At 68.9% G+C, this 24365-nt stretch carries 16 protein-coding genes; 1 reads left to right on the forward strand and 15 read right to left on the reverse strand.

The features are described from left to right. Positions 1 to 56 precede the first annotated feature (56 nt). The 9 genes from OO69_RS26375 to OO69_RS26415 all read right to left on the reverse strand — a co-directional run bounded on the left by OO69_RS26375 (position 57) and on the right by OO69_RS26415 (position 14758). A complete protein-coding gene (locus OO69_RS26375; protein ID WP_033283273.1) occupies positions 57 to 668 on the reverse strand; it encodes a sarcosine oxidase subunit gamma in 612 nt (203 codons plus the stop codon). Then, positions 661 to 3993, reverse strand: a complete 3333-nt coding sequence (locus OO69_RS26380) for a sarcosine oxidase subunit delta family protein (protein ID WP_033283274.1) — start codon at positions 3991 to 3993, stop codon at positions 661 to 663. Before OO69_RS26380 ends, OO69_RS26375 begins: the two co-directional genes overlap by 8 nt. Before the next feature lie 11 nt (positions 3994 to 4004). Then, entirely contained in the window at positions 4005 to 5240 is a 1236-nt protein-coding gene (locus tag OO69_RS26385) for a sarcosine oxidase subunit beta family protein (protein WP_033283275.1), read from the reverse strand. Further along, the gene (glyA, locus tag OO69_RS26390; protein WP_033283276.1) at positions 5237 to 6520 is read right to left on the reverse strand and encodes a serine hydroxymethyltransferase; all 1284 of its coding nucleotides are present in this window, start codon (positions 6518 to 6520) and stop codon (positions 5237 to 5239) included. The genes OO69_RS26385 and glyA overlap by 4 nt, the downstream gene beginning before the upstream one ends. A 21-nt stretch (positions 6521 to 6541) precedes the next feature. Then, a complete protein-coding gene (locus OO69_RS26395; protein WP_033283277.1) occupies positions 6542 to 8980 on the reverse strand; it encodes a GcvT family protein in 2439 nt (812 codons plus the stop codon). A gap of 216 nt (positions 8981 to 9196) precedes the next feature. Then, entirely contained in the window at positions 9197 to 10159 is a 963-nt protein-coding gene (locus OO69_RS26400; RefSeq protein WP_033283278.1) for an ABC transporter substrate-binding protein, read from the reverse strand. Positions 10160 to 10173: 14 nt separating this feature from the next. After that, positions 10174 to 12180, reverse strand: coding sequence for an ABC transporter permease (locus OO69_RS26405; protein WP_033283279.1), 2007 nt, complete (start codon positions 12178 to 12180; stop codon positions 10174 to 10176). Then, on the reverse strand, positions 12180 to 13268 hold the full coding sequence (locus OO69_RS26410) for a quaternary amine ABC transporter ATP-binding protein (RefSeq protein WP_033283280.1): 1089 nt from the start codon (positions 13266 to 13268) through the stop codon (positions 12180 to 12182). Before OO69_RS26410 ends, OO69_RS26405 begins: the two co-directional genes overlap by 1 nt. A 20-nt stretch (positions 13269 to 13288) precedes the next feature. After that, positions 13289 to 14758, reverse strand: coding sequence for an aldehyde dehydrogenase family protein (locus tag OO69_RS26415; protein WP_033283281.1), 1470 nt, complete (start codon positions 14756 to 14758; stop codon positions 13289 to 13291). 233 nt (positions 14759 to 14991) lie between these two features. Here OO69_RS26415 and purU point away from each other — a divergent pair, with 233 nt between their 5' ends. Beyond that, positions 14992 to 15864: a formyltetrahydrofolate deformylase gene (gene purU / locus OO69_RS26420; RefSeq protein WP_033283282.1), complete on the forward strand. Its 873-nt coding sequence runs from the start codon at positions 14992 to 14994 to the stop codon at positions 15862 to 15864. 657 nt (positions 15865 to 16521) lie between these two features. Here purU and betA read toward each other — a convergent pair. The 6 genes from betA to OO69_RS26450 all read right to left on the reverse strand — a co-directional run bounded on the left by betA (position 16522) and on the right by OO69_RS26450 (position 24277). Further along, positions 16522 to 18189, reverse strand: coding sequence for a choline dehydrogenase (betA, locus tag OO69_RS26425; protein WP_033283283.1), 1668 nt, complete (start codon positions 18187 to 18189; stop codon positions 16522 to 16524). A gap of 146 nt (positions 18190 to 18335) precedes the next feature. Next, a complete protein-coding gene (locus OO69_RS26430; protein WP_033283284.1) occupies positions 18336 to 19757 on the reverse strand; it encodes a glucoamylase family protein in 1422 nt (473 codons plus the stop codon). A gap of 140 nt (positions 19758 to 19897) precedes the next feature. Then, the gene (locus OO69_RS26435; RefSeq protein WP_033283285.1) at positions 19898 to 21109 is read right to left on the reverse strand and encodes a glycoside hydrolase family 1 protein; all 1212 of its coding nucleotides are present in this window, start codon (positions 21107 to 21109) and stop codon (positions 19898 to 19900) included. Between the two features lie 74 nt (positions 21110 to 21183). Further along, positions 21184 to 22047, reverse strand: a complete 864-nt coding sequence (locus tag OO69_RS26440) for a carbohydrate ABC transporter permease (RefSeq protein ID WP_033283286.1) — start codon at positions 22045 to 22047, stop codon at positions 21184 to 21186. Beyond that, a complete protein-coding gene (locus OO69_RS26445) occupies positions 22044 to 23027 on the reverse strand; it encodes a carbohydrate ABC transporter permease (protein ID WP_051801203.1) in 984 nt (327 codons plus the stop codon). The genes OO69_RS26440 and OO69_RS26445 overlap by 4 nt, the downstream gene beginning before the upstream one ends. A gap of 5 nt (positions 23028 to 23032) precedes the next feature. Beyond that, complete coding sequence (locus tag OO69_RS26450) at positions 23033 to 24277, reverse strand: sugar ABC transporter substrate-binding protein (protein WP_033283287.1); 1245 nt, start codon at positions 24275 to 24277, stop codon at positions 23033 to 23035. Between the last annotated feature and the right edge of the window lie 88 nt (positions 24278 to 24365).

The following is a 24365-nucleotide window of genomic DNA, read 5'->3' on the forward strand; positions in this document are numbered from 1 at the left end:
CGCACGGAAGGCCGTTCTGCCGGTGACGGACGAACGGCCTTCGGCGTAGGGCAGGTTCAGTCGTTGCGCACGTACTCTTCCGCCGCGTCCAGCAGCCAGTCCGTCAGATACCCGGCGAAGGACGAACGGACCAACACCCAGAATCCGGCGCCGGGTTCGTCCCGGGCGACCAGGACGACCTGGGCGCGGGCAAGGGTGGTCTGGGCACAGCGTCCGGGCCCGAAGGCCCGCGGGTGCAGGTCCAACGGGCAGCCGTGGGCCAGCAGTTCGCGGGCGTGGGCGCCGGACACGAGGAGAGTGGTGCGCTGGGCGGACACATCGGTGACGGCGACGTGCTCGTCACCGGCCGCCGCCCGGATCCGCTGCTCCACGTCCCGCTGGGTGTCCGGCGGCCCGACCACCAGCCACTCGTCCGGACCGAGCCACAGCACGGTCAACTCCCCTGATCGCACCGCGGTGTTGGGCTCGACGGGCAGCGACAGCCCGAGCACGAGTCCTACGGCGTCCGCCGCCGCGCCCTTCGGGTCGAGCCGGAGGTTCACCTGGGCCAGGAAGGGCAGTTCGGCCAGCCGGACCGTGCCGCCGGAGGCGCGGGTCGTGGCCGCCAGCCGGTCGGCGGCGCCCGCGAGGGGGCTGCGGCGCGGAACGGAAAGGGCGGTGTCAGCCATCGCGGCGGGCTCCCTCGGGGTCGTAGAGGACGGGGCTTGCGACGGTGACCGGGATCAACCGGTCGCCCACGGGGGCGTAGAGGCGTTCGCCGATGCGGTCGCGGCCGCCCTTGATCAGGGCGAGGGCGAAGGTGCGGCCGAGGGCGGCGCTGCGATAGCTGGAGGTGACGTGGCCGAGCATCGGGACGGGCGGGGCCGGGAGTTCGCTGTCCGCGATGAGCTGGGTGCCCTCGGGGAGGAAGGCGGCGGGGTCCTCGGGGAGCAGGCCGACGAGGTGTTTGCGGTCGGGGCGTACAGCGTCGGCGCGGGCGTAGGAACGCTTGCCGATGAAGTCCGGCTTCTTCTTCGAGACCGCCCAACTCATGCCGAGATCCTGGGGAGTTACAGTGCCGTCCGTGTCCTGGCCGATGATGGGGTATCCCTTCTCGGCGCGCAGGACGTGCATGGTCTCGGTGCCGTACGGGGTGATGCCGAAGGGGGCACCGGCCTCGTACAGCGCCTCCCACAGGGCGAGGGCCTCCCACGGTGACACGTTGATCTCGTAGGCGAGTTCACCGGAGAAGCTGATCCGGCACACCCTGGCCTCGATGCCGGCGACGGTCGTGTCCCGCCAGGCCATGAAGGGGAAGTCGTCGTTGCCGACGTTGAGTTGGGGCGCGAGCAAGCCGAGCACCTCGCGGGAGCGGGGGCCGACCAAGGCGACGGTGGCCCACTGTTCGGTCACCGAGGCGCAGTGGACGCGGAGTTCGGGCCACTCGGTCTGGTGCCACTCCTCCATCCAGTCGAGTACGGCAGCCGCGTTGCCGGTGGTCGTGGTGACCAAGTAGCGGTCCGGGGCGAGGCGGATGGCCGTGCCGTCGTCGAAGACCATGCCGTCCGGGCGGCACATGACGCCGTAACGGATCATGCCGACCTTCAGGTTGCTCATCATGTTGGTGTAGAGCCGGTCGAGGAAGACGGGTGCGTCCGGGCCCTGTACGTCGATCTTGCCGAGAGTGGAACCGTCCATGAAGGCGACGCCCTCGCGGGCCGCCGCGCACTCGCGGAGGACGGCGGTCTCCATGTCCTCGCCGCCCCGCGGGTAGTACCAAGGGCGCTTCCACTGGCCGACGTTCTCGAACAACGCGCCCTGCATGACGTGCCAGTCGTGCAGCGCCGTCGTACGGATCGGGTCGTGCAGGGCGCCCCGGTCGCGGCCGGCGAGGGTGGCGAAGGAGACGGGGGTGTAGGGCGGGCGGAAGGTGGTCGTGCCGAGCAACGACACGTCCACGCCGAGGAGTTCGGCCACCACCCCGCTGGCCAGAACGCCTGAGGTCTTGCCCTGGTCGTTGGCCGTACCGGCCGTCGTGTAGCGCTTGGTGTGCTCGACCGAGGTGAGGCCGGCGGCGGTGGCCCGGGTCAAGTCGGCGACGGTGACGTCTCGTTGGAGGTCCACGAAGCGGGGGGTGTCGGTGGTGACGCCGGGGACGTCGAAGACCTGCATGGCGGGGGTGTGGGGTTCGGGGGCGATCTGCGGGAGGCGGGGTGTTTCGGCTGTGTAGCCCTCCGCCTCTATCGCTCGGGCGCCTGCGGCCGCGCCCTGCAACAGGACTCCGGCCAGGTCGAATTCGCCGTTCGCGCTGCCCGCGACCTCGACCAGCTGGCGGCAGGTGTCCGGGACGAAGGTGCCGAGGGTGTCGTCGTAGCGGAGTCTGCCTCCTGCCTGGCTGAAGAGGTGGGCGACCGGGTTCCAGCCGCCGGAGACCAGGAGGAGGTCTGCGGTGAACTGCCTTGTCGTGTCGGGGGTTTCGCCGAACGGGGCGACCGTTACGGCGGTCAGGCGCGGGGTGCCCTCGGTGCCTACTACTGCGTGGCCGGGCAGTACCTCGATGCCTGCGTCTCGGGCTCGGCTCGCCCAGTCCTCCGGGGCGGATGCGCGGGTGTCCACGATCGCGACGATGTGTACGCCTGCCGACGCCAGGTCCAACGCGGCTGCGTACGCACTGTCGTTGGTGGTGAAGACGACGGCGCTACGGCCGGGGAGGGCGCCGTAGCGGTTGACGTACGCGCGGGCCGACGCGGCGAGCATGACCCCGGGGCGGTCGTTGTCCGGGAAGGCGAGGGAGCGTTCGTGGGCGCCCGTTGCCAGGACCACCCGGCGGGCTCGGATGCGCCAGACGCGTTCTCGGGAGACGTGGGTGGGGGCTGCGGCGCCGAGGTGGTTCGTGCGGCGCTCCACGGCCAGGAGGTGGTTGTCGTCGTAGTGGCCGAAGACGGTGGTGCGGCGCAGGATGCGGACCTCGGGGGCGGTGGTGAGGTCTTCGCTCAACTCGGTTACCCAGTCGAGGTGTTGGGCTGTGTCCAGGAGGCTGCCGCCCAGGTCGGGGCGGTCGTCGGCGAGGATGACGCGGGCTCCGGTGCGGGCGGCTGCGGACGCGGCTGCCAGGCCGGCTGGGCCTGCGCCGACCACGAGCAGGTCGCAGTGGGCGTGGACGGCGTCGTAGCGAGCCGGGTCCGGTTCTGTGGCGAGGCGGCCCTGGCCGGGGAGGCTGGTGGCGGCCAGGCCGTCGTAGAGCTCGATCGTTGTGGCGGGGAGCATCGGCTCGGGGAACGGGGCCTCGATCTGGATGACGGCGTTGGGTTCTTCGACTCCGGCGGTGAAGATGCCTCGGGGGCGGCCGAGTTTGATGCTGGTGCCGGTTTGGATGATGCCGTTGGCGAGGAGGGCGGAGGCGAGGGTGTCGCCTTTGTAGCCCTGGTATTCGGTGCCGTCGAAGGTGAAGGTGAGGGGGGTGTCTCGGTGGATTCGGCCTCGGGTGGGGTGGCGAAGCGGAAGTGTCTCGCCCCCGCCGCCCCTACCCGTCCCATCCTCCAGGGGCGCTGCCCCTTCGACCCCGCTCCCAGGGGGCTCCGCCCCCTGGACCCCCGTCGGCCCCGAAAGGGCCTCGTCCTCAAACGCCGGACAGGCTGAATTTGCGGGCCCGGGCTGAAAAGTGGACGCGGGACGGGCTGAAATTGCCGACCCGCGCTGAAGAGTCGACGCCGGAGAATCGTCAACCGCCCCCAGCCCACTCGCCGTTGGCCGCTCCTCCCCCGCCCGGTACACCCCCAGAATCTCGTTCGTCGCCGTGTCCCGTACCGCGTTGAACCATCGGCGGCAGCCCGCCGCGTGGTTCCAGCGTTCCGCGAAGGGGCCCTTGGGGTTGTCGCGGAAGAACAGGTAACGCGCCCACTCCTCGTCGGTCAGGTCGGCCGGGGTCTGCGGGTAGGCGACGTGGGCCTGGCCGCCGTAGTGGTACTCGGCTTCGTCGCGGGGCCCGCACCAGGGGCAGGGGATCAGCAGCATGGTTGGGCTCCCTAGTGGGCCACCGCGGCGGCGCCGTGCTCGTCGACGAGCGCGCCGGTGGTGAAACGGTCGAGCGAGAAGGGGGCGTTGAGGTGGTGAGGGGTGTCGTGGGCGATGGTGTGGGCGTAGACCCAGCCGACGCCTGGGGTCGCCTTGAAACCGCCCGTTCCCCAACCGCAGTTCAGGTAGAGGTTGTTGACCGGGGTCAGGCCTACGATCGGTGACGCGTCCGGAGTCACGTCCACGATGCCGCCCCAGGTGCGGAGTACGTGGGCGCGGGCGAAGACCGGGAACAGTTCCAGCGCCGCCGCCATCTGTTCCTCGATGATGTGGAACGCGCCGCGCTGGGTGTAGGAGTTGTACGAGTCGATGCCCGCGCCCATCACCAACTCGCCCTTGTGCGCCTGGCTCACGTACACGTGGACCGCGTTGGACATGACCACCGTGGGGTGGACGGGTTCCAGGAGTTCCGAGACCAGCGCTTGCAACGGGTGGCTCTGGAGCGGGAGTTGGATGCCCGCCATGGCTGCCAGGACTGACGTGTGGCCTGCGGAGCACAGCGCTACCTTGCCCGCCGATATCGGGCCCTGCGTGGTCTGTACGCCCACCACCCTGCTGTCGACGATGTCCAGGCCCGTGACCTCGCAGTTCTGGATGAGGTCGATGCCGGCCGCGTCGGCGGAACGGGCCAGGCCCCACGCCACGTGGTCGTGTTTGGCGATGCCCGCGCGTGGTTGGTAGGTGGCTCCCATCACCGGATACCGCACGTCCGGCGAGGTGTTGACGATCGGGCAGACCTCCTTGACCTGCCGTTCGTCGAGCCATTCCGCGTCCACTCCGTTGAGGCGGTTGGCCTCGACTCGGCGCTTGCTGTCGCGGACGTCCTGGAGGCTGTGGGCGAGGTTGAGGACTCCGCGCTGGGAGAAGAGGATCGGGTAGTCCAGCTCGTCCTCCAGCCCCTCCCAGAGTTTGAGGGCGTGTTCGTAGATGCCCGCGCTCTCGTCCCACAGGTAGTTGGAGCGGATGATCGTGGTGTTGCGGGCCATGTTGCCGCCCGCCAGCCAACCCTTCTCCAGCACCGCGACGTTGGTGATGCCGTGGTTCTTCGCCAAGTAGTGGGCGGTGGCCAGGCCGTGGCCTCCGCCGCCCACGATGACTACGTCGTACGAGCGTTTCGGCTCGGGCGTGCGCCAGAGCCAGTCGGGGTGTTCGGGGAGGTCCGCGCCCGGGGTGCGGGGGGTCGTCATCGGGGGTCGCCCTCCTGGGACAGGTGCGGGTAGAGCGGGTGCTTCGCCGCCAGTGCCTTCGTTCGGGCGCTCAAGTCGCCCACGTCCGGGGCCGGTTGGAGGGCCAGCGCGATCACGTCGGCCACCTCCGCGAAGTCCTCCTCCGTGAAGCCTCGCGTGGCCAGCGCCGGGGTGCCGATGCGCAGGCCGGACGTGACCATGGGCGGGCGCGGGTCGAAGGGCACGGCGTTGCGGTTTACCGTGATGCCGATCCCGTGGAGCAGGTCCTCCGCCTGGCGACCGTCCAACTCCGAGTCGCGCAGGTCAACTAGGACGAGGTGGACGTCCGTGCCGCCGGTGAGGACCTTGACCCCCGTGGCTGCTACGTCGGCCCGGGTCAGGCGTTCCGCGAGGATGCGGGAGCCGGCCAGCGTGCGGGACTGGCGTTCCGCGAACTCCGGTGACGCCGCGACCTTGAACGACACCGCCTTCGCCGCGATGACATGTTCCAGCGGGCCGCCCTGCATCCCGGGAAACACCGCCGAGTTGATCCTCTTGGCGAGGTCGGCCTCGTTGGTGAGGATGACTCCGCCGCGTGGGCCGCCGAGGGTTTTGTGTGTCGTCGTGGTGGTCACGTGTGCGTGCGGGACCGGGTTGGGGTGCAGGCCCGCGGCGACCAGGCCCGCGAAGTGCGCCATGTCGACCATCAGCAGCGCGCCCACCTCGTCGGCGATCCGCCGGAACTCCGCGAAGTCCAACTGCCGTGGATACGCCGACCATCCGGCGATGATCATCTGGGGGCGGTGTTCCTTGGCGAGGCGTTCCACCTCGTCCATGTCGACCAGGTTGTCGGTCTCCCCCACGTGGTACGGCACCACGTTCAGCATCTTGCCGCTGTAGTTGAGGCGCATGCCGTGGGTGAGGTGGCCGCCGTGCGCGAGGTCGAGGCCGAGGATCGTGTCGCCGGGCTTCAACAGGGCGAAGAACACCGCCGTGTTGGCCTGCGCGCCCGAGTGCGGCTGCACGTTCGCGAAGCCCGCCCCGAACAGGGACTTGACCCGCTCGATCGCCAACCGCTCGGTGACGTCGACGTGTTCGCAGCCGCCGTAGTAGCGGCGGCCGGGGTAGCCCTCCGCGTACTTGTTGGTGAGGACCGAGCCCTGTGCCTCCAGTACGGCGGAGGGCGCGAAGTTCTCGGAGGCGATCATCTCCAACGTGGACTGCTGGCGTTGCAGTTCGGCGCGGAGCGCGGCGTGGACCTCGGGATCCAGTTCGGCCAAGGGGGTGTTGAGCGCGTTCATACGGCGTTCGTGTCCTTCCGGCTAGCCGCGGAGGCGGGACATCGTCGGGTCGAACAGTGGCTCCGCCGCCACGACCGCCTCGACGCGCTCGTCGAAGTAGCCGATGTGCAACTGGGTGCCGGGGGTGGTGAGTTCGGCCGGGAGCCAGGCGTAGGCGATGCCCTTGCCGATCGTGTAGCCGTAGGCGGCGCTGGTGACGTAGCCGACGGCTCGGTCGCCGTCGTAGACCGGTTCCTTGCCCATGACGACGGAGTGCGGGTCGTCGATGGTCAGGCAGGTCAACTGGCGTCGCACGTCGGCCTTTCGGCGTTCCAGTGCCGCCTTGCCGATGAAGTCGCCCTTGTCGAGTTTGACGGCGAAGGCTACGCCGGCCTCGTAGGGGTCGTGCTCGTAGGTCATGTCGGTGCCGAAGGAGCGGTACCCCTTCTCCAGGCGGAGGCTGTTGAAGGCTCCTCGCCCGGCGATGATGCCGCCGAGGGGCTTGGCCGCCTGCCACAGGGTGTCCCAGAGTTTCTGGCCCTGGTCGGCGGTGGTGTACAGCTCCCAGCCGAGTTCGCCGACGTAGGACAGGCGCATGGCGGTTACCGGGACCGTTCCAATGAAGGCCTGTTTCGCGCGGAAGTATTTGAGGCCCTCGTTCGTGAAGTCCTCGTCCGTCAGGGGCTGGAGGACCTTGCGGGCCAGCGGGCCCCACAGGCCTATGCAGCAGGTGCCGGGGGTGATGTCGCGGACTTGGACCGTTCCATCGGCGGGCAGGTGGCGGGTGAACCAGTCGAGGTCGAGGTTGCCGTTGGCGCCTACCTGGAAGCGGTCGCGGGCCAGGCGGGCGACGGTGATGTCGCTGCGGATGCCGCCGTCCTCGTCCAGCAGGAGGGTGTACGTCACCGAGCCGACCGACTTGGCGACCTTGCCGGTGACCAGGCCCTCCAGGAAGTCGGCGGCGCCGGGGCCGGTCACCTCCAGGCGTTTGAGGGCCGTCATGTCGTACATCGCGACGGTCTCACGGGTGGCCTGTGCCTCGGCGCCGACGATGGGCGACCAGTACTGGGCGGCCCAGTCGTTGGGGGTGGGGATCGAACGGCCTTCCAGCAGGGCCGAGTTGGCCTCGTACCACTGCGGGCGCTCCCAGCCGTTGGCCTCCAGGAAGACCGCGCCGTGTTCCTGCTGACGGGTGTGGAAGGGGCTGGTGCGGATCGGGCGCGGCTTACCGGACGGCTGGAGCGGGTGGAGGATGTCGTAGACCTCGACGAAGTTCTGGCAGTCGCGGGCCAGGACGTATTCGGGGGCGAGTTGGTGCTGCTCGAAGCGGTTGACGTCGCACTCGTGGAGGTCGAAGGACGAGCAGTAGCCGTCGACCAGCCACTCGGCCATCGCGCGGCCGACGCCCGCCGAGTGCGTGACCCAGACCGCCTCGGCGACCCAGAAGCCCTTGACGTCCGAACTCTCCCCTAGGAGGGGGAAGTTGTCGGTGGTGAAGGAGAAGAGGCCGTTGATGCCCTCCTCGACCTTCGCGTCCTTCGTCGCGGGGAGCAGGGACTGGGTCTCCGTCCAGGCCGGCGCGAAGTCGTCCTCCGTGAACTTGAGGACGGAGGGCATGTCGTCGGCCTCGCCGACCGAGAGGATGTCGTCGGCCGAGATGGGCATGGGGCGGTGGCCGTAGTAGCCGATGCCGATGGCGTCGTAGCGGTCGCGGTAGTAGAGGTCGGCGTCCTGGTGGCGCAGGATCGGGCGGACGGCCTCCTCGGTCTGGCCGGCCAGGGCGGGTACTGGACCGGTCCAGGCGAGCTGGTGGCCGAGCGGGGTCAGCGGGAGGTTCATGCCGACCATGCGGGCGATCTTCGGGCCCCAGATGCCGGCGCAGCACACGACGATGTCGGCGGGGATCTCGCCCTGGTCGGTGAGGACGCCAGTGACGCGGCCGTCGGTCTGCTGGACGTCCAGGACCTCGTGGCGGGCCAGGAAGGTCACGCCCCGTTCGGTGGCCCGGCGGATCTGGGCCTCCACCGCGAGGACGGCTTTCGCGAGGCCGTCGGTGGGGACCAGGAGGCCGCCGAGGACCCGGTCCGGGTTCACCAGCGGGTGGTGCTCCACGCACTCCTCGGGGGTGAGCAGGCGGGCCTCGATGCCCCAGGCGGTGATCCAGCCGTGGCGGCGGTGGAGTTCCGCGACGCGCTCGGGGGTGGTGGCGACCTCGAGGCCGCCGACCTGCAGGAAGCAGGGCTTGCCGTCGACGTCGAGGGAGCAGAACTTCTCGACCGTGTAGCGGGCCAACTCGGTCATCGTCTTCGAGGAGTTGGTCTGGAAGACCAGCCCGGGGGCGTGTGAGGACGAGCCGCCGGTGGCGGGCAGCGGGCCCTGGTCGACCACGGTCACTTCGGTCCAGCCTCGCGCGGAGATCTCGTCCGCGAGCGCCGCCCCCACGACGCCCGCTCCGATGATGACCACTCGGGGTCCCGCCATCGCCGCACCTCCGGCTAGAAAGCAATCTGGTTGCTGTCTGCGCAACATGCTTCAGGTTGCGCAACTCAATGTGCCCGGCGTGAGGAGCGGGTGTCAAGGGGTCCCGTGACGTCGGACGACGCCCCCGTCACGGGCCGGAACACGGCGATGCCCGACGGGCGGTACGCACCTGCGCGCACCGCCCACCGGGCATGGTCAACCGTGGTGTTCCGCCGCCTACTTGAGCCAGGCGTCGACCTTGTCCTTGTTGGCGTCGACCCACTTCTTCGCCGCGGCGTCGTCGGACAGCTTGTCCTGCGCTATGTACTTGGCGACGGTGTTCTGGTCGTCGTTCGTCCAGTTGAAGTTCTTCACCAGGTTGTAGGCGGGGCTGCCCGACTTGGCGAACTTCGCGCTGACGATCTTGTCGAGGTCGTAGACGGGATAGTCGCAGGCGATCTTCGCCGCGTCCGCGTCACAGCCCGTCTTGTACGCGGGCAGCGCCACCTTCTTGAGCGCGACCTCGGAGAGGAACCACTGCGGCTCGTAGAAGTAGCCGATCACCCACTGCTTGTTCTTCTCGGCGGTGCGGAACGCCTGGATGAGCGCGGTCTCGCTACCCGCGTACACCACCTTGAAGTCGAGCTTCAGGTTCTTCACCAGCGCGGCGTCGTTCGTGACGTACGACGGGTCCCCGTCGAGGAGTTGGCCCTTGCCGCCCGACTCGGAGGTCTTGAACTTGGACGCGTACTTGTTGAGGTTCTTGTAGTTGAGGATGTCGGGGTGGGCTTTCGCGAGCCACGGCGGCACGTACCAGCCGATGATGCCTTTGTTGCCGGTCTGGCCGGCCTCGACGGCGGTCTTCTGGCCGGTGATGTACTTCTTCTTGAGGTCGTCGTGGCCCCAGTTCTCCAGGACCGCGTCGACCTCGCCGGTACCGAAGCCCTGCCAGGCGATCTCTTCCTTGAGGTCCTTCTTCTCGACCGTACAGCCGAGTTGGTGCTGCGCGACGTACGCGACGACCGCCGCGTCCGCCTCGTAGCCCACCCATGGGTTGACCGCGAGGTTGAAGGTCCCGCACTTGCCCGAGCTGCTGCTCGATCCCGATGAGGTGTCGCCGACCTTCGCCCCGCCGCACGCGGTGAGGGTGAGGCCGAGAACGGCCAGGCCGGCCGCGCCGGTTCGCCAGTGTCTTGCCATGGTGTCGTGCTCCTTTAAGCGCTGGTTCGGCGCGCGGCCGCCTGAGTGATCCGGTCGAACATGACTCCGAGCAGGACGATGGCGAGCCCCGCCGCCAGCCCCTTGCCGTACAGCTCGCCCTGCGAGAATCCGGCCACCACGTCGTAGCCGAGGGCGCCGGCTCCCACCAGGCCGCCCACAACAACCATCGACAGCACGTAGATCAGGCCCTGGTTGGTCGCGAGGGTCAAGGCGCTGCGTGCCATCGGGAGTTGAACCTTGGTGATGATCTGCCAGGTGTTGCACCCGGCCGCCGTGGCCGCCTCGACGGTGGTCTCGGGCACGGCCCGCACCCCGTCCGCCGTGATCTTGATGGCGACCGGTACGGCGTACACGACGGCGGCGACGATCGCGGTGAAGCGCGTCGCCCCGAACAGCGCGAGGAACGGCACGAGATAGACGAACGGCGGCATGACCTGCGCCGCGTCCAACGTGGGCCGCAACAGCCGGTCCACCATCGCGCTGCGCCCCATCCACACGCCGAAGGCGATGCCGAACAGCATCACGATCACGGTCGCCACGACGGTCGAAGCGAGTGTCGTCATGGCGTCCGACCACACGCCGGTGCCGACAAGCAGGCCTACGCATATGGCAGTTGTGACCCCGGAGCGCCAACCGCCGACCACCACGCCGATCCCGACGAGCGCCGCGCCGACGAGCCACCATGGGGAGTCGGTGAGCAGCGACTGGAACGGGTTGAGCAGGCCGTTGGTGAGTGCGTTGCGGAAAGCGTTGGTGACGCCCGACAGGTTGTCCTGCACCCACGTCGTCACGCTGTTCGCGGCGTTCGTGATGTGGGTGCCGGTGCTGCCGTCGCCGGGGAACTGCGCCGCCCACAGGTAGGTGTGCGAGAGGTAGATCAGGACCACGACGCCCACCGCGCCCGCTCCGAGCAGCGGTCGGCGCCACGTGAGGAAGCGGCCGGTCGAGTTCCTGGCCTGTTCCGTGCGGGTGCTCGACGCCGTCGTGACACGGTCGAGGACGATGGCCATGATCACGATGGCCAGGCCGGCGTTGAAGGCCGTGCCCACATCGAGCGTCTGCAGTGCCTGCATGACGGTCTTGCCGAGGCCGGGCGCGTCGATCAGGGCCGCGATGGTGACCATCGCGAGAGCGGCCATGATGGTCTGGTTGACGCCCATCACCACGGTCCGCTTGGCCATCGGCAGCAGCACCTTGAGCAGCGACTGCCAGCGCGTCGACCCCATGGAGTCCGCCGCTTCCACGGTCGTCTCCGGCACGGAGCGGATGCCGTGCGCGGTGATGCGGATCGCGGGCGGGGCCGCGTAGATCACCGTGGCGATCACGGCGGAGGCCGGGCCGATGAGGAAGATCAGGGTCAGCGGGGCCAGGTAGACGAAGGTCGGCATCGTCTGCATGAAGTCCAGGAAAGGCGTGATGATCCGGTTGAACCGGTCCGACAGCCCCGCCCACACCCCCAGCGGGATCGCGAACAGCAGCGCGACGAGGACCGCGGAGAGGGTGAGCGCCAGGGTGTCCATGCTCTCCTGCCACAGGCCCTGGAGCCCGAAGAAGGCGAAGCCGGCCATGGCGAGGAGCGCGACCCGCCAGTTGCCGACGGCCCAGGAGACGAAGCCGGCGATGCCGACGACCCCGAGCCAGCCGATCTGCGGCAGCGGGCGGTCGCCGCTCGGCTGTGAGATCAGGTCCTGGACGAAGGTCACCAGGTTGTCGATGACCAGGCGGATCTCGTTGAAGAAGTAGAGGAAGAGCGGGTTGGAGTTGCGGTTGGCGCCGACCGAGTCGTTGAGGTCGTTGAACCAGCGGTGCAGCCCGGTGAGGTCGGCCGCCGCGAGCGTCAGCGTCTGCTTGCCGCGCAGCACGGCGAACAGCACCAGCCAGACGACGAGGATCGCGCCGACCATCATGGGCCGGGTCACCTTGCGTCGCGGGTTCTTCAACTCCGGTGAGGTGTCCGCGACTTGCTGCGCGGGCTCCGGTTTCTCCACGGCGACGGTCATCACGCGTCGCCTTCCTGCCCGGCGACGACCGCGAGGATCTCCTCGTCGCCGACGATGCCGAGCAGCTTGCCGTTCTCGACGACCTTGACGGGCTTGTCGGCCGCGAGCACCGCGCGCGTTGCCTCGCGTACGACGACGTCAGGGCCCAACTCGGGTCCGTCCAGGGGGTCTTCGTCCACGGCGGGGCGCATGATCCAGCGCAGGGTGAGGACGTCACCGCGCGGCACGTCCTTCACGAACTCGCGGACGTAGTCGTCGGCGGGGGCACCGACCAGCTCGTCGCCCGTCCCGCACTGCACCATCTTGCCGTCGCGCATGATGAGGATGCGGTCGCCCAACTTGAGGGCCTCGGACAGGTCGTGGGTGATGAACACCATGGTCTTGCCGACCTCGTGGTGCAGCCGGATGACCTCGTTCTGCATGTCACGGCGGATCAGCGGGTCGAGCGCGGAGAACGGTTCGTCGAAGAGGAGCACGTCCGGGTCACCGGCCAACGCCCTTGCCAGGCCGACGCGTTGCTGCATGCCGCCGGAGAGCTGGTCGGGGTAGGAGTTCTCGTACCCGGAGAGCCCCACCAACTCGACGACTTCCAGGGCCCGTTTGGTGCGCTCGGCCTTGCTCATGCCGCGGATCTCCAGGCCGAACGACACGTTGTCGACGACCCGGCGGTGCGGCAGCAGCCCGAAGTGCTGGAAGACCATGGAGAACTTACGGCGCCGCAGCTCGCGCAGCCGCTTGGCGTCCGCGTCCCGGATGTCCTCGCCCTCGAAGACGATCTCACCGGCGGTGGGTTCGATCAGCCGGGTCAGACATCGCACCAGGGTGGACTTCCCGGAGCCGGACAGCCCCATGACGACGAAGACCTCGCCGGGCGAGACCTCGAAGTTCACGTCGCGTACGGCGGCGGTGCAGCCGGTGCGGTCCATCAGCTCACGGCGTGTGAGCCCGCACAGTTCCTCGGAATCGGGTACCTGCTCTGCCTTCGGCCCGAACACCTTCCACAGCTTGCGCACGGATATGACCGGGGTGGGGGCCGAGTCCTGGGGAGTGCCGCGCCGCTGCGGCACCTCGGTCTGTGCTGGGGTCACTATCGACCTCTTTTCGGCGTTCAGCCGCGGAACCAGTGCTGCGGCCGGGGTTGGATGTTCTGCCAGATGTGCTTGGGCTCTCGGTACTCGTCCAGGCCGGTCGGTCCCAGCTCCCGGCCCACGCCCGAGTGTCCGAAGCCACCCCATTCCGCTTGCGGCACATAGGGGTGGTAGTCGTTGATCCACACCGTGCCGTGCCGCAGCCGCCGGGCGACCCGCTGGGCCTTCCCCGCGTCCTGGGTCCAGACGGCGCCGGCGAGGCCGTACTCGGTGTCGTTGGCGATGCGTACGGCGTCGTCCTCGTCGGTGAAGCGCTCGACGGTCAGGACCGGTCCAAAGGACTCCTCGTGCACCACGCGCATGTCCTGCGTGCACGCGTCGAGGACGGTCGGCGGGTAGAAGTGCCCGTCGGCGAGGGCGAGTTCACTCGGCCGCTCACCACCGCACCGCAGTACAGCGCCCTCGGCGATGCCCGCCGCGACGTACGCCTCGACCTTCTCCAGGTGCTGCGCGGAGATCAGTGCCCCGGTCTCGGCCTCGGGATCGAAGGGGCCGCCGAGCCTGATCTGCCGCGCCCGCCGCACGACTTCGTCCACGAACCGGTCGTGCAGCGAGTCCTCGACGATCAACCGGGCGCCGGCCGAGCAGACTTGGCCCGAGTGCAGGAAGACGGCCGTGAGCGCGAAGTCCACGGCCGTCTCGAAGTCGGCGTCGGCGAAGATGACGTTGGGGTTCTTGCCGCCCAGCTCCAGCGCGACCTTCTTCACGGTCGCGGCGGCGGTGGCCATGATGCGTTTGCCCGTCTCGAGTCCCCCGGTGAAGGAGACCATGTCGACGGCGGGGTCCTCGGAGAGCGGTGCGCCCGCCTCGGGCCCGGCACCGAGCACGAGGTTGGCGGCACCGGCGGGAAGCCCGGCCTCCTCCAGCGCCTTCATCAGCAGGATGGAAGTGGAGGGTGTCAGCTCGCTCGGCTTGAGGACGACCGTGTTCCCCGCGAGGAGCGCCGGAGCGACCTTCCAACTGGCCTGCAGCAGCGGGTAGTTCCAGGGCGTGATCAGCCCGCAGACCCCAACGGGCTCGTAGACAACGCGACTTACGGCGTCGTCCCGGCCGGTGTCGATGACCCGTCCGGCATCGGTGCCGCCGATCCCGCCGTAGTAACGGAAACAGGAGACGACGTCGGCGATGTCGTACTCGCTCTCCACCAGCCGCTTGCCGGTGTCCAGCGACTCGGCGCGGGCGAACTCCTTGGCGTCGCGCTCGATGAGATCGGCGGTCCGCAGCAGCAACGCGCCGCGCTCCCGCTCGGGGGTACGCGGCCAGGGTCCTTCGTCGAAGGCGCGACGGGCGGCGGCGATCGCGGCCTCGGTGTCGGGACGCGTTCCCTCGGACACGGTCGCGGTGAGCGTGCCGTCGGCGGGACAGCGGATGTCACGGTGACCGCCGGCCACCGCATCGCGCCATTCTCCGTCCACATACAGGTCTGCCACGTGTGGAGCCCTTCGAGCGAATTCCGTTGCGCATCGTGCACCGTATTGCTTGTGGTGGAACACCCTGGCGAATGTGCAGACATACGTCAAGGGGTTGGCGGATGACGATTTCGCCATGCCTCCCATTGCCCGGCCGCCTCTTGACCGCGAGCGGCGCCCGGCCCAACCATGTTGCGTATCGCTCACCACGTTGTGCAATACGCACCAATGCTACGCACCGACGGAGGCTGTCCATGTCCCCTCGACCGCACCCCGGCCGCGAATTCGTCCTCACCCTCTCGTGTCCGGACAGCGCCGGACTGGTCCATGCCGTGAGCGGCTTTCTCGTCCGGAACTCCGGCAACATCCTGGAAAGCCAGCAATTCGATGATCGGCTCAAGGGCCGCTTCTTCATGAGGGTCCACTTCGACGTTTCCGATCCAAACGCCGACCTGAAAACACTGCGTTACCGATTCGGCCCGGTGGCCGAGGCATATCGCATCTCCTGGACCCTCCGGGACGCCGCCACCCCAACCCGGACCCTGATCATGGTCTCCAAGTTCGGCCACTGCCTGAACGACCTGCTGTTCCGCAAGCGCACCGGCGCCCTCAACATCGAGATCCCGGCGATCGTCTCCAACCACCGCGACTTCGAGGGCCTCGCGGAGACGTACGGCATCCCCTTCCACCACATCCCGGTGACCAGGGACACGAAGGCGGACGCGGAAGCGCAACTCCTCGACCTGGTACGGGAGTTGGACATCGACCTGGTGGTGCTGGCGCGCTACATGCAGATCCTCTCCGACGACCTCTGCAAGCAGCTGGAGGGCCACGCCATCAACATCCACCACTCCTTCCTGCCCAGCTTCAAGGGCGCCCGCCCCTACCAGCAGGCGTACGACCGCGGCGTGAAGCTCGTGGGCGCCACCGCGCACTATGTGACGCCGGAGCTGGACGAGGGCCAGATCATCGACCAGGACGTGGTCCGGGTCGACCACTCGCTCGACCCGGAGGAGCTGGTGACGGTGGGGCGGGACGTGGAGGCGCAGGTGCTGGCGCACGCGGTGAAGTGGCACAGCGAGAGCAGGGTGATGGTGTACGGGAACCGCACGGTGGTGTTCCGGTGAGGGGAGGGGTGAGTCCGGCTGCGGGCAGGGGTGAGTCCGGCTGCGGATACGGACGAGTCCGGGTGCGAGTGAGTCCGGGTGCGGGTACGGCTGAGTCCGGGTGCGAGTGGGTCCGGGTGCGGCAGGTGCGGTTACGGGCGTGTGCTGTATACGGCTTCCGGTGGCGGCACTTGGGGCGCGGGCACACGCGCCGGCCCATCGACGGCGACTTGGAACACAGGGGCGCCCGAATGAGCCCGCCCCCGGCACCCTGCGACACGGACACGCATCAGCCCGACCTCGGCAACGTGCAACACGGACACGCACGAGCCCGAATCCGGTGCCCTGCACCACGGGCACGCACACATCAGCCCGCCCCCCGACGACTTGGAGCACGGGTCGGCAAATCCGGCGGTCTCCGGCACTTCGAAGCGCAGGCCGGCAATGTCCACCCGCCTCCGGCGACTCGAAGCGCAGGCCGGCTATGTCCACCAGTCTCCGCCGACTCGAAACGGCGGTCGGCCATATCCAGCCGTCGCCGGCGACTTCCAACGCAGGCCGCCGACACCCAGCCCGTCCGGCGTTTGAGGACGAGGCCCCTTCAGGGCCGACCGGGGGTCTGGGGGCGGAGCCCCCAGAAGCTCACCCCCTCCCCTCCCGCCCTCACCCTCTCACCGCCTACCCGGCCTGCTTCTGGGCGTCGCGGTGCCGGTAGTACACCGCCGAGGACGGAGCGAGCGGCTCCTCGCCCAGGATGAGGTCCGCCGCCTTCTCCGCGATCATCATCACCGGCGCGTAGATGTTGCCGTTGGTCACGTACGGCATCACCGACGCGTCCACGACCCGGAGCCCCTCCACCCCGTGCACCCGCATGCTGCCGGGGTCGACGACGGCCATTTCGTCCGTGCCCATCTTGCAGGTGCAGGACGGATGCAGAGCCGTCTCCCCTTCCTTGGCCACCCACGCCAGGATCTCCTCGTCGCTCTCCACGGACGGCCCGGGCGAGATCTCCCCGTCGTTGTACGGGGCGAGCGCGGGCTGGTTGAGGAGCTTCCGCGCGACCCGGATCGACTCGACCCACTCACGCCGATCCTGTTCCGTGGACAGGTAGTTGAAGCGCAGCGCGGGGTGCTCCAGCGGATCCTTGCTCTTGATCTTCACCGAGCCGATCGCGTCGGAGTACATGGGCCCGACGTGCACCTGGTACCCGTGGCCACCGGCCGGCGACGAGCCGTCGTAGCGGACCGCGATCGGCAGGAAGTGGAACATCAGGTTGGGGTAGTCGACGTCCTCATTGCTGCGGGCGAAGCCGCCTGCCTCGAAGTGGTTGGTGGCGGCGGGGCCCTTGCGGAAGAGCCATTGCAGGCCGATGAAGGGAGCGCGCCACTTCGCCATGTACGGCTGCATGGAGACGGGTTGCTTGCAGGCGTACTGGATGTACACCTCCAGGTGGTCCTGCATGTTCTCGCCGACGCCCGGCAGGTCGTGGACGACGTCGATGCCGAGCGCGCTCAGTTCCTCCGCGTTGCCGACGCCCGAAAGCTGAAGCAGCTGGGGGGAGTTGATCGCGCCGCCGCACAGGATGACCTCGCGGGCCCGCACTTGCTGGACCTTGCCGCGGTGCCGGTACTCGACGCCGACGGCCTTCTTGCCCTCGAAGAGGACGCGGGTGACCATCGCACGGGTGGTGACGGTGAGGTTGGGCCGCTTGCGCACGGGCTTCAAGTAGGCCTTGGACGCGGACAGTCGGCGGCCCCGGCTGACGTTGCGGTCGAAGGGCGCGAAGCCCTCCTGCTGGTAGCCGTTGACGTCGTCGGTGCGCGGATACCCCGCTTCCTGAACGGCGTTGAGGAACGCGCCGAACAACGGGTTGGCGGCGGGCCCGCGTTCGAGGACGAGCGGGCCGTCGTGGCCACGGAACTCGTCGTCGGGATCGGCCGCGAGGCAGTTCTCCATCCGCCGGAAGTACGGCAGGCAGTGCGCGTAGTCCCAGCTCTCCATGCCCGCGTCGGCGGCCCAGCGCTCGTAGTCCATGGGGTTGCCGCGCTGGAAGATCATGCCGTTGATGCTGCTGGAACCGCCGAGCACCTTGCCGCGGGCGTGGTAGACGCGCCGGCCGCCCATGTGGGGTTCGGGTTCCGACTCGTACTTCCAGTCGTAGAACCGGCTGCCGATGGGATACGTCAGCGCGGCCGGCATGTGGATGAAGACGTCCCACGGGTAGTCGGGCCGACCGGCCTCGAGGACGAGCACCTGGTGGGCCGGGTCCGCGGAGAGCCGGTTCGCCAGTGCGCTGCCGGCGGATCCACCGCCGACGATGACGAAGTCGTATTGCAGGGGAGCCATGATCTCTCGTCTCGCTCGCGCCGTAGATACGCGACGCATGCTAATACGAGTATCGCTATACGCACTAGGTTGCGCGCCACGCAACCTGGAGGCCCAGGTTTCCGCACTGTTTCCCGGCCCGGGCCCCGATCGGCTCCCCGCGTTCCTCAGACGCTGAAGCGCTCCTTGCCGAGGAGCGGGCGGACCCGGGAGCGGAAACCTTCCGTGCGGAAGGGGCGCTGGAGGAGGCCGGGGCGCAGGTGCTGGGCGAGTGCGGCGGCGATCATGCCCTGGTCGAGGGCGAGGACGGAGTCGCTGACGCGCCCGTTCGCGGTGTCGACGGAGTCGCGGAAGCCGTAGCGGTCGTCGTAGGCGCCGAAGTCCCGTGCCAGCGCGGTGAGATTGGCGAGCGCCTCGGGCGCCGCGTACGGCAGGGCGAGGAAGGAGGCGTGCGGGGTGACGACGCCGAGGGAGTCGTAGCCGTCCTCCTGCATGCCGATCGCGTCGACGCCGTACTCGCGGTAGCCGCCCTCGGGGATGTTGGCGGGTGAGAAGCCCCAGTAGCCGTACTTCGCCTCGTCCAGGCCGTGTTCGATCTGGCTGCGGACATAGCGCTGGTGGGTGGTGCCCCACGAGTACGGCGACCAGGCGGCCTCGGGCACGAACAGCGGGACCATCAGCGCCTCGAACATCGAACCGCCCCAGGTGGGGACGAGCTTGCGGCCGCGGTAGGTGTAGTGGCCCTCCCACACCCGTACGCCGTCGATCGTGACGTAGGAGCCCTCGGGTTCCTGTTCCTGCCCCATGCCGGGCAGGAGGGTGCGGAACAGGTGCCAATAGTGCTCGGCGGGAAGGGAGTTGTCGGCTATGCCGAGGTAACTGGCCATGCGGGGTTCGGTGTTGAGGGCGCCGTAGTGGTGGCCGGTGGGTTCGCCCTTGCCTGGCTTGTCCGGCCAGAAGCCGCCGCGCAGTTGACCGGGTCCGGCGACCAGGTCGGCCGGGTCGTAGGGGGTGTAGTAGTACGACCAGTCGGCGTCGGCGAGGAGCCGGGCAACGCACGGACGCAGTTCGGGATCGGCGTCGGCGGCGATCTTCAGTCCGGTGACGAGCCAGGCGTTGTCGACGGTGGAGAGGAAGGGGCGCACCGGGTCGCCCGTCCCGGGCCAGCTGGTGAGGACCGAACCGTCGTACGCGTCATACCAGTTGAACCAGAAGCCGTGCGCACGCTCCAGCCTCTCGACCGCCGCGAGCGTGCGGGACAGCCGCTGGTGCATGACGGACCCGGAGATCACACCGAGGCCCGCCGCGGCAACGGCCGACCACAGGCCGCAGCCGATGTTGGTCGGCGAGGTCTGCGTCGAGGGCGCGGGGGTGCCGGTGCCGGAGACGTCCATCGTGTCGGCGGTCAGGCCGAGTTCGGTGGTCATCCCGGTCATCGAGCGGTAGGTCGCCTCGAACCAGGTCCGCAGGGGCGCCCTGTCGGAGGCGGGGCGGCCACGGGTCGACGCGGACGCGGAGGCGAGGGGCATCGCGGCGGTGAGGGCGGCGGCTCCGGCCGTGGCGGTGGTGAGGAACGTACGACGGTTCATGCGGGTCCAACTCCCAGGGGAATACGGGCGGGACGGGCAAGGCAAGGGGTGCGCTCGTCGTCGTGTCCCGTGCGGGACACCGGCGGGGCGGGAGCCGACGGGGTGTCAGGGGCCCGTCGGCTCCCGGGACTTGGGGCGGGCTACGCGTTCCGCCCTGCCGTGCGCGGCAGTTCGCGGGTGCGGCCCAGCGCGCCGAGCCAGGCGGCGGACGGCTTTGCGGTGCGGGCGAAGGTGACCGGATCCACGGCGATCAGGCCGAACGTCGGCCGGTAGGAGCCCCATTCGTAGTTGTCGAGGGCGCTCCAGGCCAGGTAGCCGGCGATGTTCAGGCCGTCTTCGAGGGCGGCGGCGACCGCGTCCAGGGCGCCGGCGTAGTAGTCGATACGGCGGGTGTCGTCGGCGGTGGCGATGCCGTTCTCGGTGACGATCAGCGGGACGCCGGGGCCGACGACGTCGGCGGTGTGGCGCAGGGCGTGGCCGACGGCCTCCGGGTAGAACTCCCATTGCGTCAGGGTGCGTTCGGCGTCCTCGGGCGCGGGGATCGGGCCGTCGGGGCCGATCTTGGTGCGGGTGTAGGACTGGACGCCGATCCAGTCGTCGTCGCGCGCGGCCTCGATGAAGATGTCCTCGCGGGGGTGGCGGTAGGCGGCGGTGACGTCCTCGGCGCCGGGCAGCGCCTGGTAGACCTGGTTGGCGATCGTCCAGCCGACCTGGATGGCGGGGTCGATCGCGCGCACCGCCTTGACGGCGGCCCGGTGGGCGGCGATCACCGCGTGGGTCGTCCCCTCGTCCGGGGTGGGCAGACCGGCGGGCGGGAAGCCCTGGTCACCGGCCTTGGCGGCACCCGCCATCACGGCGATCATGTTGGGCTCGTTGATGGTGCACACGTGGCGGACACCGTCCGCGATGATCGGCGCGCACTGCTCGACGTACCGGGCGAACAGGTCGGCCGCGCCGTCGGCAGTCCAGCCGCCGAGGTCCTCGAACCACCGCGGGACCGTGAAGTGGTGCAGGGTCACCATCGGGCGCAGGCCGCGGGCGAGGGCGCCGTCGACCATGCGGCGGTAGTGGGCGGTCTCGGCGCGGGAGAAGGTGCCCGGGACGGGTTCTATGCGGGCCCATTCGACGCTGAACCGGTAGTCGGTGAAGCCGAGTTGGGCGAGCAGGTCCATGTCCTGCTCCCAGCGGTGGTAGCTGTCGCAGGCGTCCAGGCTCGGCTCCTCGATCCCGGCCGCCGGGTCGTGTTCCTTGCGCCACCAGTCACTGTTGACGTTGTTCCCCTCGATCTGGTGGGCGGCCGTGGACACGCCCCACAGGAAGCCGTCGGGGAACGGGGTGGAAGTGTGACTCATGGTTCGACGTGTCTTTCTGCTGGGTGGGGCCAACGGGCAACGGGCGTGTGGGGCCAACAGGCGCATGCGGCGGGCTACTTGAGCCCGGCGGTCGCGATGCCCTGGGTGAAGTGGCGTTGCAGTACGGCGAAGACGAGCAGCACCGGCAGCACGACGAGCAGGGAGCCGGCCATGAGCATCCCGTTGCCGCCGCCGACCGTGCGGTTGGGATCGTTGGCGAACGTCGCCAGGGCCACGGGCAACGTGTACTTGCCGGGGTCGTTGGTCGCGATCAGCGGCCAGACGAAGTTGTTCCAGGAACCGAGGAAAGTGAAGATCGTCAGGGTCGCCAGGGCGGGCTTGACCAGGGGCAGCACGATGCGCCAGAAGATGTACCACTCGCCGGCGCCGTCGATGCGGGCCGCTTCGAGGAGTTCGTCGGGGATCGACTGCATGAACTGCCGCATGAGGAAGACCCCGAAGGCCCCGGCGGCGAACGGCAGGACCAGTCCGGCGTAGGTGTCGATGAGGTTCAGCTTGGTCATCAGCACGTACAGCGGCAGCACGAGCAGGTTGCCCGGCACCATCAGGGCCGCGAGGACGATGCCGAACACCTTGGAACGGCCGGTGAATTGGAGTTTCGCCAGCGCATAGCCGAGCATCGAGCAGAACAGCAGATTGCAGACGGTCACGAGCACCGCCACGATCAGCGAGTTCATGAAGTACCGCGCCATGTCCAACTGGTGCAGCAGGTCACGGAAGTTGGCGAGCGTCCAGTGGCTGGGGATCCACACCGGCGGGCTGGCCGTGAGGTCCTTCTTCGTCTTGAAGGCCGACAGCGCCATCCACAGGAACGGTGCGGCCATGACCAGCAGCCCCAGCGAGGCGACCGTGTACAGCAGGGGTCCTCGCACCCGGCCCGGGCGGCGGGCGGGAGCGGTCACCGTCGGCGCGGTCATGAGGTGTTGTCCTTCAGCAGTCGGAGCTGGAGCACCGTGATGGCCATGATCACCACGAACAGGACGTATGCCATGGCGCTCGCGTAGCCCATGTGGAAGAAGTTGAAGCCCTCCCGGTACATGTCCAGGGAGACGGTCATCGTGGCGTTGGAGGGGCCGCCCTGGGTCATCACGAAGGGCTCCTCGAACACGTTGAGGTAGCCGATCGAGGTGATGACGGTGGCGTAGAGCATCGTCGGCCGCAGCAACGGCACGGTGACGCGCCGCAGTTCCTGCCAGGCGCTCGCGCCGTCCAGCCGCGCGGCCTCGCGGACCTCGGTGGGGATGGCCTGGAGTCCGGCGATGAACAGGACCATCACGGTGCCGAGGTTGCGCCACACCGCCATCGCGATCAGCGAGGGCATGGCCCAGGTCTCGGAGCCGAGGAAGTCCGGTGCGGTCAGGCCGAGTTCGGAGGCGAGACCGGCGACGAGCCCGTCCGAGGGGTCGAGGACGAACCGCCATACGACGGCGACCGCGACGATGGTGGTGACCACCGGGGCGTAGAAGCCGACGCGGAAGAAGGTGCGGGCGCGGTCGATGCCGTTGTTGAGAAGGACGGCGACGAGCAGTCCCAGCACGACGGTCAGCGGGACGCCGACGACCACGAAGTAGCCGGTGTTGAAGAGCGCCGTACGGAAGACGTCGTCGTCGAAGAGCCGTGTGTAGTTGTCGAAGCCGACGAACTCCGCCTCGAAGGGGCGGGTCACGTCGCGCGCCCCGAAGTCGGTGAAGCTCATCAGGAGCGTCGCGACGATCGGGAGGAGCATGAAGACGCCGAACAGCACCAGGAAGGGCGTGGAGAACAGCCAGCCGTGCAGGTTGTGCCGGCCCAGCGGACGGCCGCGTCCCGGCCCTCGCGGAGGCCCAACAGGAGCCTTGGACAGCTTGGTTGGGCCCGTGGCCGCGCTGTCGGCGGTGGATCCGGTCACCAGGGACATCGCTGTTACCTCACGAGCCCTTCGATCTGGGACTGGGCCTTGTCCAGCGCGTCCTTCGCGGACGAACTGCCCTGCGTGACCTGCTCGATGGCGGTGTCGACCTTGGAGGTGATCTCGGTGAGCTTCGGGTCGGACGGCGGGGTCTTGGCCGTCTCGAGTTGCCGCCGCCAGATCTTCAGGTTCGCGTCGGTGGCGAGTTCACCGGTTTCCCAGGCCGCCTTGTTGGCGGGCAGGTCGCGGGTGCGCTCGTACCAGTCGGCCTGGCCCTGGGAGTTGGTGAGCGAGGCGATGAACTGCCGTGCTGCGGCCTTGTGTTCACTGTCCGCCGAGATCGCGAGGCTGGACCCGCCGGCCATCGACACCGAGGACACGTCCGTCGGTACGGGAGCGATCGCCCACTTGCCCTTCAGGTCCGGGTAGTTGTCGTCGAGCAGGGACATGATCCACGGCCCGCCGAAGAACATGGGCACGGAACCGGTGTTGAAGTCCTTGGTCACGTCGTAACCGGGCCGCACCGACTTCGCGCTGAGCCCCTTGTCGAAGTAACTCCCGTAGTTCTCCAGCGCCTTGACGGCCGCCGCGCTGTCGATGACAGGCTTGTCGTCCTTGGTGAGCAGCTCGCCACCCGCCGAGTACAGGAACGGGTAGAAGCTCTGCACGGTGTCCAGCCCACCCGGCTGGATGGACAGCCCCCACTTGGCGCCGGCCTTCTTCCGGTACGCCTCGGCCGCCTGCTGCAGATCGGTCATCGTCGCCGGGGCGGTCTTGAGGCCGGCCTTCGCCGCGAGGTCGCTGCGGTAGTAGAGGACGCGGGTGTCGACGTACCACGGGACGCCGTAGGCCTTGCCGTCGTACGTCACCTGGTCCCAGGCGGCGGGGAAGAAGTCGCCCTCCTTGGCCGCCTTGGTGTCGACCGGTTCGAGGACGCCCATGTCCGCGAACTCGCCGAGGTAGGTCCCGCCCATCTGGACGACGTCGGGCAGCTTGTCGGCGGCAGCGGCGGCGACCAGCTTCTGGTGCGCCACGTCCCAGCCGACGGGGGTCACCTTCACGGTGATGTTGGAGTGCGTCTTCTCGTACGCCTTCGCGACGTCGGCGAGCTTCTCGCCCTCGGTGCCCATCGCCCAGACCGTCAGGGTCTGTTTGGCGTCGGCCGCCACCTCCGCGCCACCGGAACCACCGCAGGCGGTGAGGGTGAGCGCGGAGGCCACGGTGAGGGCGATCGAAGCGGTGGTGGCAGGGCGGCGCATGGACTGCTCCTCCTTGAGCGTTCCGGATGTATGCGCTTCCTGTAAGCGCATACATCACTCTCGTGCACGAATTCCGGGGCGGGCAAGG

Origin of the sequence: Streptomyces sp. NRRL F-525 (assembly GCF_000716605.1) — a bacterium.
GTDB lineage: Bacteria > Actinomycetota > Actinomycetes > Streptomycetales > Streptomycetaceae > Streptomyces.

Coding starts and splice junctions, on each gene's coding strand:
- OO69_RS26375 (WP_033283273.1), bottom strand. CDS start 668: ATGGCTGACACCGCCCTTTCCGTTCCGCGCCGCAGCCCCCTCGCGGGC.
- OO69_RS26380 (WP_033283274.1), bottom strand. CDS start 3,993: ATGCTGCTGATCCCCTGCCCCTGGTGCGGGCCCCGCGACGAAGCCGAG.
- OO69_RS26385 (WP_033283275.1), bottom strand. CDS start 5,240: ATGACGACCCCCCGCACCCCGGGCGCGGACCTCCCCGAACACCCCGAC.
- glyA (WP_033283276.1), bottom strand. CDS start 6,520: ATGAACGCGCTCAACACCCCCTTGGCCGAACTGGATCCCGAGGTCCAC.
- OO69_RS26395 (WP_033283277.1), bottom strand. CDS start 8,980: ATGGCGGGACCCCGAGTGGTCATCATCGGAGCGGGCGTCGTGGGGGCG.
- OO69_RS26400 (WP_033283278.1), bottom strand. CDS start 10,159: ATGGCAAGACACTGGCGAACCGGCGCGGCCGGCCTGGCCGTTCTCGGC.
- OO69_RS26405 (WP_033283279.1), bottom strand. CDS start 12,180: ATGACCGTCGCCGTGGAGAAACCGGAGCCCGCGCAGCAAGTCGCGGAC.
- purU (WP_033283282.1), top strand. CDS start 14,992: ATGTCCCCTCGACCGCACCCCGGCCGCGAATTCGTCCTCACCCTCTCG.
- betA (WP_033283283.1), bottom strand. CDS start 18,189: ATGGCTCCCCTGCAATACGACTTCGTCATCGTCGGCGGTGGATCCGCC.
- OO69_RS26430 (WP_033283284.1), bottom strand. CDS start 19,757: ATGAACCGTCGTACGTTCCTCACCACCGCCACGGCCGGAGCCGCCGCC.
- OO69_RS26435 (WP_033283285.1), bottom strand. CDS start 21,109: ATGAGTCACACTTCCACCCCGTTCCCCGACGGCTTCCTGTGGGGCGTG.
- OO69_RS26440 (WP_033283286.1), bottom strand. CDS start 22,047: ATGACCGCGCCGACGGTGACCGCTCCCGCCCGCCGCCCGGGCCGGGTG.
- OO69_RS26445 (WP_051801203.1), bottom strand. CDS start 23,027: ATGTCCCTGGTGACCGGATCCACCGCCGACAGCGCGGCCACGGGCCCA.
- OO69_RS26450 (WP_033283287.1), bottom strand. CDS start 24,277: ATGCGCCGCCCTGCCACCACCGCTTCGATCGCCCTCACCGTGGCCTCC.